The organism is Thauera sp., from assembly GCF_034003485.1.
Taxonomy (GTDB): Bacteria; Pseudomonadota; Gammaproteobacteria; order Burkholderiales; family Rhodocyclaceae; genus Thauera.
The window spans coordinates 1-6,602 of record NZ_JAVEYL010000067.1 but is presented as its reverse complement, the minus strand read 5'-3'; the positions used below and the strand labels follow the sequence as shown (position 1 = coordinate 6,602).

4 protein-coding genes are annotated in these 6,602 nt (G+C 66.8%); 2 read left to right on the top strand and 2 right to left on the bottom strand.

Annotated features, from left to right (window positions below; genetic code table 11):
• The coding region (locus RBT54_RS17930) for an NADP-dependent malic enzyme (RefSeq protein ID WP_320368369.1) at positions 1 to 2,180 on the bottom strand (2,180 nt) is incomplete at its 3' end.
• 425 nt (positions 2,181 to 2,605) lie between these two features.
• Here RBT54_RS17930 and RBT54_RS17925 point away from each other — a divergent pair.
• Positions 2,606 to 4,453, top strand: coding sequence for a phosphoenolpyruvate carboxykinase (GTP) (locus tag RBT54_RS17925; protein WP_004258565.1), 1,848 nt, complete (start codon positions 2,606 to 2,608; stop codon positions 4,451 to 4,453).
• A gap of 104 nt (positions 4,454 to 4,557) precedes the next feature.
• Entirely contained in the window at positions 4,558 to 5,730 is a 1,173-nt protein-coding gene (locus RBT54_RS17920; RefSeq protein WP_320368368.1) for a pyridoxal phosphate-dependent aminotransferase, read from the top strand.
• Between the two features lie 45 nt (positions 5,731 to 5,775).
• Here the strand turns inward: RBT54_RS17920 and RBT54_RS17915 are convergent.
• Positions 5,776 to 6,602: transglycosylase SLT domain-containing protein (locus RBT54_RS17915; protein WP_320368367.1), on the bottom strand; the 827-nt coding region annotated here is incomplete at its 5' end.

Sequence of the window (6,602 nt, the reverse complement as noted above, 5' to 3'; positions counted from 1 at the left end):
GAGGCACCGAGCAGGATCGGACCGACCGTCATGCCTTCGCCCGCCGCGTTCTTCAGCAGGTTGAAGGCGATGTTGGCTGCATCCAGCGTCGGGAAGATCAGCAGGTTGGCGTCCTCACGCATCTTGGCGTTGGGGAAGATCTGCAGGCGGTGCTTGGCGTCGAGCGCCGAATCGCCGTGCATTTCGCCCTCGACCGGCAGGTCGGGATGCTGCGCGTGGAGCATGCGCAGCGCGGTGCGCATCTTCTCGGCGGTGGGCGAATCGGCCGAACCGAAGGACGAGTGCGACAGCAGCGCCACCCGCGGTTCGACGCCGAAGCGCTTCATCTCCTCGGCGGCCAGCAGCGTCATCTCGACAACCTGCTCCGGCGTGGGATCGTAGTTGACGTAGGTATCGGCCAGGAACAGCGTGCGACCCGGCAGGCTCAGCAGGTTCACCGTGTACAGGTGATCCACGCCCTCGCGCCGGCCGAGCACCGTCTCGACGAACTCGCGGTGCAGGCGGTGCATGCCGTAGGTGCCGCAGATCAGGCCGTCGCCGTAGCCGAACTTCAGCAGCAGCGTGCCGATCAGCGTGGTGCGGCGGCGCACTTCCTTCTTCGCGTACTCCACCGACACGCCGCGACGCTCCATCAACGCATGGTAGTGCTGCCACAGCTGGTTGAAGCGCGGATCGGAGTCGGGGTTGACCAGCTCGTAGTCGCGATCGGCCAGCATGCGCAGGCCGAAGCGCTCGATGTTGCCCTTCACGATGTCCGGCCGGCCGATCAGGATCGGGCGCGCCAGGCCTTCGTCGACCACCGTCTGCACCGCGCGCAGCACCTTCTCGGATTCGCCTTCGGAGAAGATGATGCGCTTCGGGTTCTTGTGCGCGGCAGCGAACACCGGCTTCATGATCAGGCCCGAGTGCCACACGAAGTTGTTGAGCTGGGCGCGGTAGGCATCCCAGTCGGTGATCGGGCGCGTCGCCACGCCCGAGACCACCGCGGCCTCCGCCACCGCCGGCGCGATCTTCACGATCAGGCGCGGATCGAAGGGGCGCGGGATGATGTACTCGGGCCCGAAGCCGCCCACCTTCTCGCCGTAGGCGGCGGCGACGATGTCGCTCTGCTCGACGCGCGCCAGTTCGGCGATCGCCTTCACCGCCGCGAGCTGCATCTCGTCGGTGATGGTCGTGGCGCCCACGTCCAGCGCACCACGGAAGATGAAGGGGAAGCACAGCACGTTGTTGACCTGGTTCGGGTAGTCCGAACGGCCCGTCGCGATCAGCGCATCGTCGCGCACCGCCTTCACCTGCTCGGGTAGGATCTCGGGCGTGGGGTTGGCCAGCGCCAGGATCATCGGATTGGGCGCCATCTTCGCGACCATCTCCGGCTTCAGCACACCGCCGGCCGACAAGCCGAGGAAGACGTCCGCGCCCTCGATGATCTCGCCCAGCGTGCGCGCATCGGTCTTCTTGGCGTAGCGCGCCTTGATCGGGTCCATCAGCGCCGTGCGGCCCTCGTAGACCACGCCCTCGATGTCGGTGACCCAGATGTTCTCGACCGGCACGCCCAGCTTCACCAGCAGGCCCAGGCAGGCCAGCGCCGCGGCGCCGGCGCCGGAGGTCACCAGCTTCACCTTCGTCAGGTCCTTGCCCTGCAGGTGCAGGCCGTTGAGGATGGCCGCGCCGACCACGATGGCCGTGCCGTGCTGGTCGTCGTGGAAGACCGGAATCTTCATGCGCTCGCGCAGCTTCTGCTCGATGTAGAAGCATTCGGGCGCCTTGATGTCCTCGAGGTTGATGCCGCCGAAGGTGGGCTCGAGCGCGGCGATCATGTCGATCAGCTTGTCGGCGTCAGGCTCGTCGATCTCGAGATCGAACACGTCGATGCCGGCGAACTTCTTGAACAGCACGCCCTTGCCTTCCATGACGGGCTTGGCCGCCAGCGGGCCGATGTTGCCCAGGCCGAGCACCGCGGTACCGTTGGTGACGACACCGATCAGGTTCGAGCGTGCGGTGAGCTCGGCCGCCTGCGCGGGGTCCTCGACGATCGCATCGCACGCCGCCGCGACGCCCGGCGAATAGGCCAGCGACAGGTCGCGCTGGTTGGACAGCACCTTGGTCGGCGTCACCGAGATCTTCCCGGGGCGCGGGTAGCGGTGGTAATCGAGGGCGGCGCTACGGATCAGTTCATCCATGGTCTTCTTCCTGTCTCGTCTTCGGTGTGGAGTGCGCGCCGCGCACGGCCGACGGACCCGACAACTCGGCAAGCCGGACGGCCCTCGCGCGACCCGGGCAGGATACTCCGAAACGCCTTTTTTTCATATCGCGAAAAGAAAACTTGCAATGTGAAACCTGCGTATCGCAGTCGACGTGCCGGCGCCCGCCTCAATAATAGTCCGCGCGCCGCTCACCGATAGTTACGTCCCCGTTCATAAGAGGGGTTTGGTCGTGGCATAATTACGGGCTTTCACCGATTGCGATCTGACGCAAGGTCTGTCGCAAGCGGAGGTCGGGGCGTCCCAGCAGGCGCCCGAGCAGCCCGCCGGCCAGGCAGCACCTGCTTCAACGATGGCCGACCGACGGGAATGGTTTCGCATCACAGCACGGGAGAGCTGTACACATGTCTCAGAACCACGCCCAGGCGGCCATTGCCGCTGCCCCCGAATACGTTCGCCACGAAGGCCTGAAGCAGTGGGTCGGCGAGATCGCCGCCCTGACCGAGCCCGACCGTGTCGTCTGGTGCGACGGATCGCAGGAAGAATACGACCGCCTGTGCGCAGAGATGGTCGAGTCCGGCATGCTGATCAAGCTCAATCCGGAAAAGCGCAAGAACTCCTACCTCGCCTGCTCCGACCCCTCGGACGTCGCCCGCGTCGAGGACCGCACCTTCATCTGCTCGCAGGACAAGGCCGACGCCGGCCCGACCAACAACTGGGAAGACCCCAAGGTCATGCGCGACACCCTGAACGGCCTGTTCAAGGGTTCGATGCACGGTCGCACGATGTACGTGATTCCGTTCTCGATGGGCCCACTCGGCAGCCCGATCGCCCATATCGGCATCGAGATCTCCGACAGCCCCTACGTCGCCACCAACATGCGCACCATGACCCGCATGGGCAAGGGCGCCATCGAGGTGCTCGGTACCGACGGCGAGTTCGTGCCGTGCGTACACACCGTGGGCGCCCCGCTCGCGCACGGCGAGAAGGACAGCCGCTGGCCGTGCAACCCCACGACCAAGTACATCGTCCACTTCCCCGAAACCCGCGAGATCTGGTCCTACGGCTCGGGCTACGGCGGCAACGCGCTGCTGGGCAAGAAGTGCTTCGCGCTGCGCATCGCGTCGACGATGGCACGCGACGAAGGCTGGCTGGCCGAGCACATGCTGATCCTCGGCGTCGAATCCCCCGAGGGCGAGAAGACCTACGTCGCTGCCGCCTTCCCGTCGGCCTGCGGCAAGACCAACTTCGCCATGCTGATCCCGCCCAAGTCGTTCGACGGCTGGAAGATCACGACCGTCGGCGACGACATCGCCTGGATCAAGCCGGGCAAGGACGGCAAGTTCTACGCCATCAACCCCGAAGCCGGTTTCTTCGGTGTCGCTCCGGGCACCTCCGAGAAGACCAACTTCAACGCCATGGCGACGCTGAAGGAAAACATCATCTTCACCAACGTCGCGCTGACCGACGACGGTGACGTGTGGTGGGAAGGCATGACCAAGGAGGCGCCCGCCCACCTGATCGACTGGCAAGGCAAGGACTGGACGCCCGAGATCGGCCGCGAGACCGGCCGCAAGGCTGCGCACCCGAACTCGCGCTTCACCGCACCGGCCAGCCAGTGCCCGTCGATCGACCCGAACTGGGAAGATCCCGCCGGCGTGCCGATCTCGGCCTTCATCTTCGGCGGCCGCCGCGCCACCACCGTGCCGCTGGTGTACCAGGCCTTCAACTGGAACTTCGGCGTCTACATGGCCTCGACCCTCGGCTCCGAAACCACCGCTGCCGCCTTTGGCGCGCAGGGCGTGGTGCGCCGCGACCCGTTCGCCATGCTGCCCTTCTGCGGCTATCACATGGGCGACTACTTCAACCACTGGCTGAAGATGGGCCACGTGGTCGAGAACACGCCCAAGATCTTCTGCGTGAACTGGTTCCGCATGGACGAAAACGGCAACTTCATGTGGCCGGGCTTCGGCGAGAACATGCGCGTGCTGAAGTGGATCGTCGACCGCTGCAAGGGCAAGATCGCCGCCAAGGAAACCGCGCTCGGCTGGATGCCGCGTTTCGAGGACCTCGACTGGACCGGCGCCGACGTCACCCGCGAGGAGTTCGAAGCCCTCACCCAGGTGGACGCCGACGCCTGGCGCACCGAACTCGCCCTGCACAAGGAATGGTTCGACAAGCTGCAGGACCGCCTGCCGCGCCAGCTCGTGCTCAAGCGCGAACTGTTCGAACTGGCGCTCAACGCCGACTGAGCCTGCCCGGACGCTGACGCGCTCCGCACCGAAAAAGCGCCGCCGGTCGGCGCTTTTTCTTTTTCGGGCGACAATGCCTGCCTTTGCTGTACAGGACACATGCCATGCTTCACCGCTCGACCCGCCTCGATGAGATCCAGCCCTTTCACGTCATGGAGCTGCTGCGCCGCGCGCGCGAGCTCGAGGCGCAGGGACGCGACATCATCCACATGGAAGTCGGCGAGCCGGACTTTCCGACGCCGCAGCCCATCGTCGAGGCCGCAACCCGCTTCATCGCCGGCGGAGACGTGCATTACACGCCCGGCCTCGGCCTGCCTGCGCTGCGCGAGGCCATCGCGCGTTTCTATCATGACCGCTTCGGCGCCGACGTCAGCCCCGAGCGCATCATCGTCACCTCCGGCGCGTCCGGCGCGCTGATGCTGGCCCTCGCCGCCACCACCGACCCGGGTGACGAATGGCTGCTGCCCGATCCGGGCTATCCGTCCAACCGCCATCTGGTGCGCAGCTTCGAAGGCTGCGCCCGCGCGCTGCCGGTAGACGCCGCGAGCCGCTACCAGCCCACGCCGGCGCAGGTGGACGCCGCATGGAGCGAGCGCGTGCGAGGTCTGATGGTGGCGACGCCGTCCAACCCGACCGGCACCCTGCTGAGCACTGCCGAGATCGCCGCGCTGCATGGTGTCACCCACGCGCGCCGCGGCGTGCTGCTGGTCGACGAGATCTACCAGGGACTGACCTACGGCGTCGAGTCCTCCACCGCCCTCGCCCACCCCGCGCTGAACGCCGCCGACGACCTGTTCATCGTCAACAGCTTCTCGAAGTACTTCGGCATGACCGGCTGGCGCCTGGGGTGGCTGGTGGCGCCGAGCGGTATCGTGCGCGACATCGAGAAGCTCGCGCAGCACTTCTTCATCTCGCCGTCGACCCCGGCCCAGCATGCTGCGCTGGCGGCCTTCCGGCCCGAGACGCTGGAGATCCTCGAAGCGCGCCGCCGCGAGTTCGCCGCGCGGCGCGACACGCTGCTGCCTGCGCTGCGCAGCCTGGGCTTCACGGTCGCAACCGAGCCGCAGGGCGCCTTCTACATCTACGCCGACGTGTCGAAGCTGACAGAGGATTCGGAAGCGCTCGCGCGTCGCCTGATCGAGGAAGCCGGTGTCGCGGCCACGCCGGGGCTGGATTTCGGGCATCACCTGCCGCGCCAGCACCTGCGCATCGCTTACACCACGCGCCGCGAGCGCCTGCTCGAAGCGGCCGAACGCATCGCCCGACTCAAGCTGTAAGGGTCGAGCCCAGGGGAGGAGCCGGCGACGCTCGCCGGCACGGCCTCAGCCGGCGGACGCGGGCGTCTCGTTCCGGACCAGGGCTTCGCGGCCCGAGGCTGCGACCAGTCGCTTCTTCACCGCCATGACCTTGCGCGTGTAACGCGCATTCGGATCCTTCAAGGCGCCGTTGTAGTACTGCAGTGCGCGCTGCATGGAGCCATAGCGTTGCAGGCCCTCCTGCAGCACCTGGGTACCGACGCGGACATTGAGTTCGGGGTCGAACAGCGCGTACTTGCCGCGCTTGGTGCCGATCTTGTCCTGATGGAAGCGCGGGATCACCTGCATCAAGCCCTGTGCCCCCATGTTGCTGACGGCGCGCGGATTGAAGCTGGACTCCACCGCCATGATCGCCACGATCAGCAAGGGGTCGAAGCCGTGCTCCTGCGCCGACTCCTCGGCCGCCATCAGCGCGGTTTCGAGCACCTCGTCGGACACACGATAGGTATCCGAGATCCAGTCGCGCACCCGTGCCATCTCCGGCGACAGGCCGTCGTCGTCCTCGGCAGCCAGGTCGAAGTCGGGCAGCGCCAGCGCCTCGAGCGCCGCCGCGTGGCGAAGACGCGGCGCAGGCACGCTGAGCCCCGGCACGGACTGGCGTGGCGCCTTCAGCGCCGGTAGCGCGCGATCGGCATCGGCCAGCGCCATTGCCGCCTCGCCAACCGTCGGGCCGACCTGCAGGTCACCGCGGGTATTCGCGTAGCTTACCGTTGAGGGCGCACCACCTTCGGTGGCGACGTAAGCCATGCCCATGAGTCCAATGGAAAGAACGGCGCCGTGCGCGATGCTGAACACGACCCCGCCCGCCTGACGCGCGAGCGCACTGATTCGAG

What these genes read in the sequence shown, in the direction of transcription:
- RBT54_RS17920 (WP_320368368.1), top strand. Translation starts at nt 4,558, where the DNA reads ATGCTTCACCGCTCGACCCGCCTCGATGAGATCCAGCCCTTTCACGTC.
- RBT54_RS17925 (WP_004258565.1), top strand. Translation starts at nt 2,606, where the DNA reads ATGTCTCAGAACCACGCCCAGGCGGCCATTGCCGCTGCCCCCGAATAC.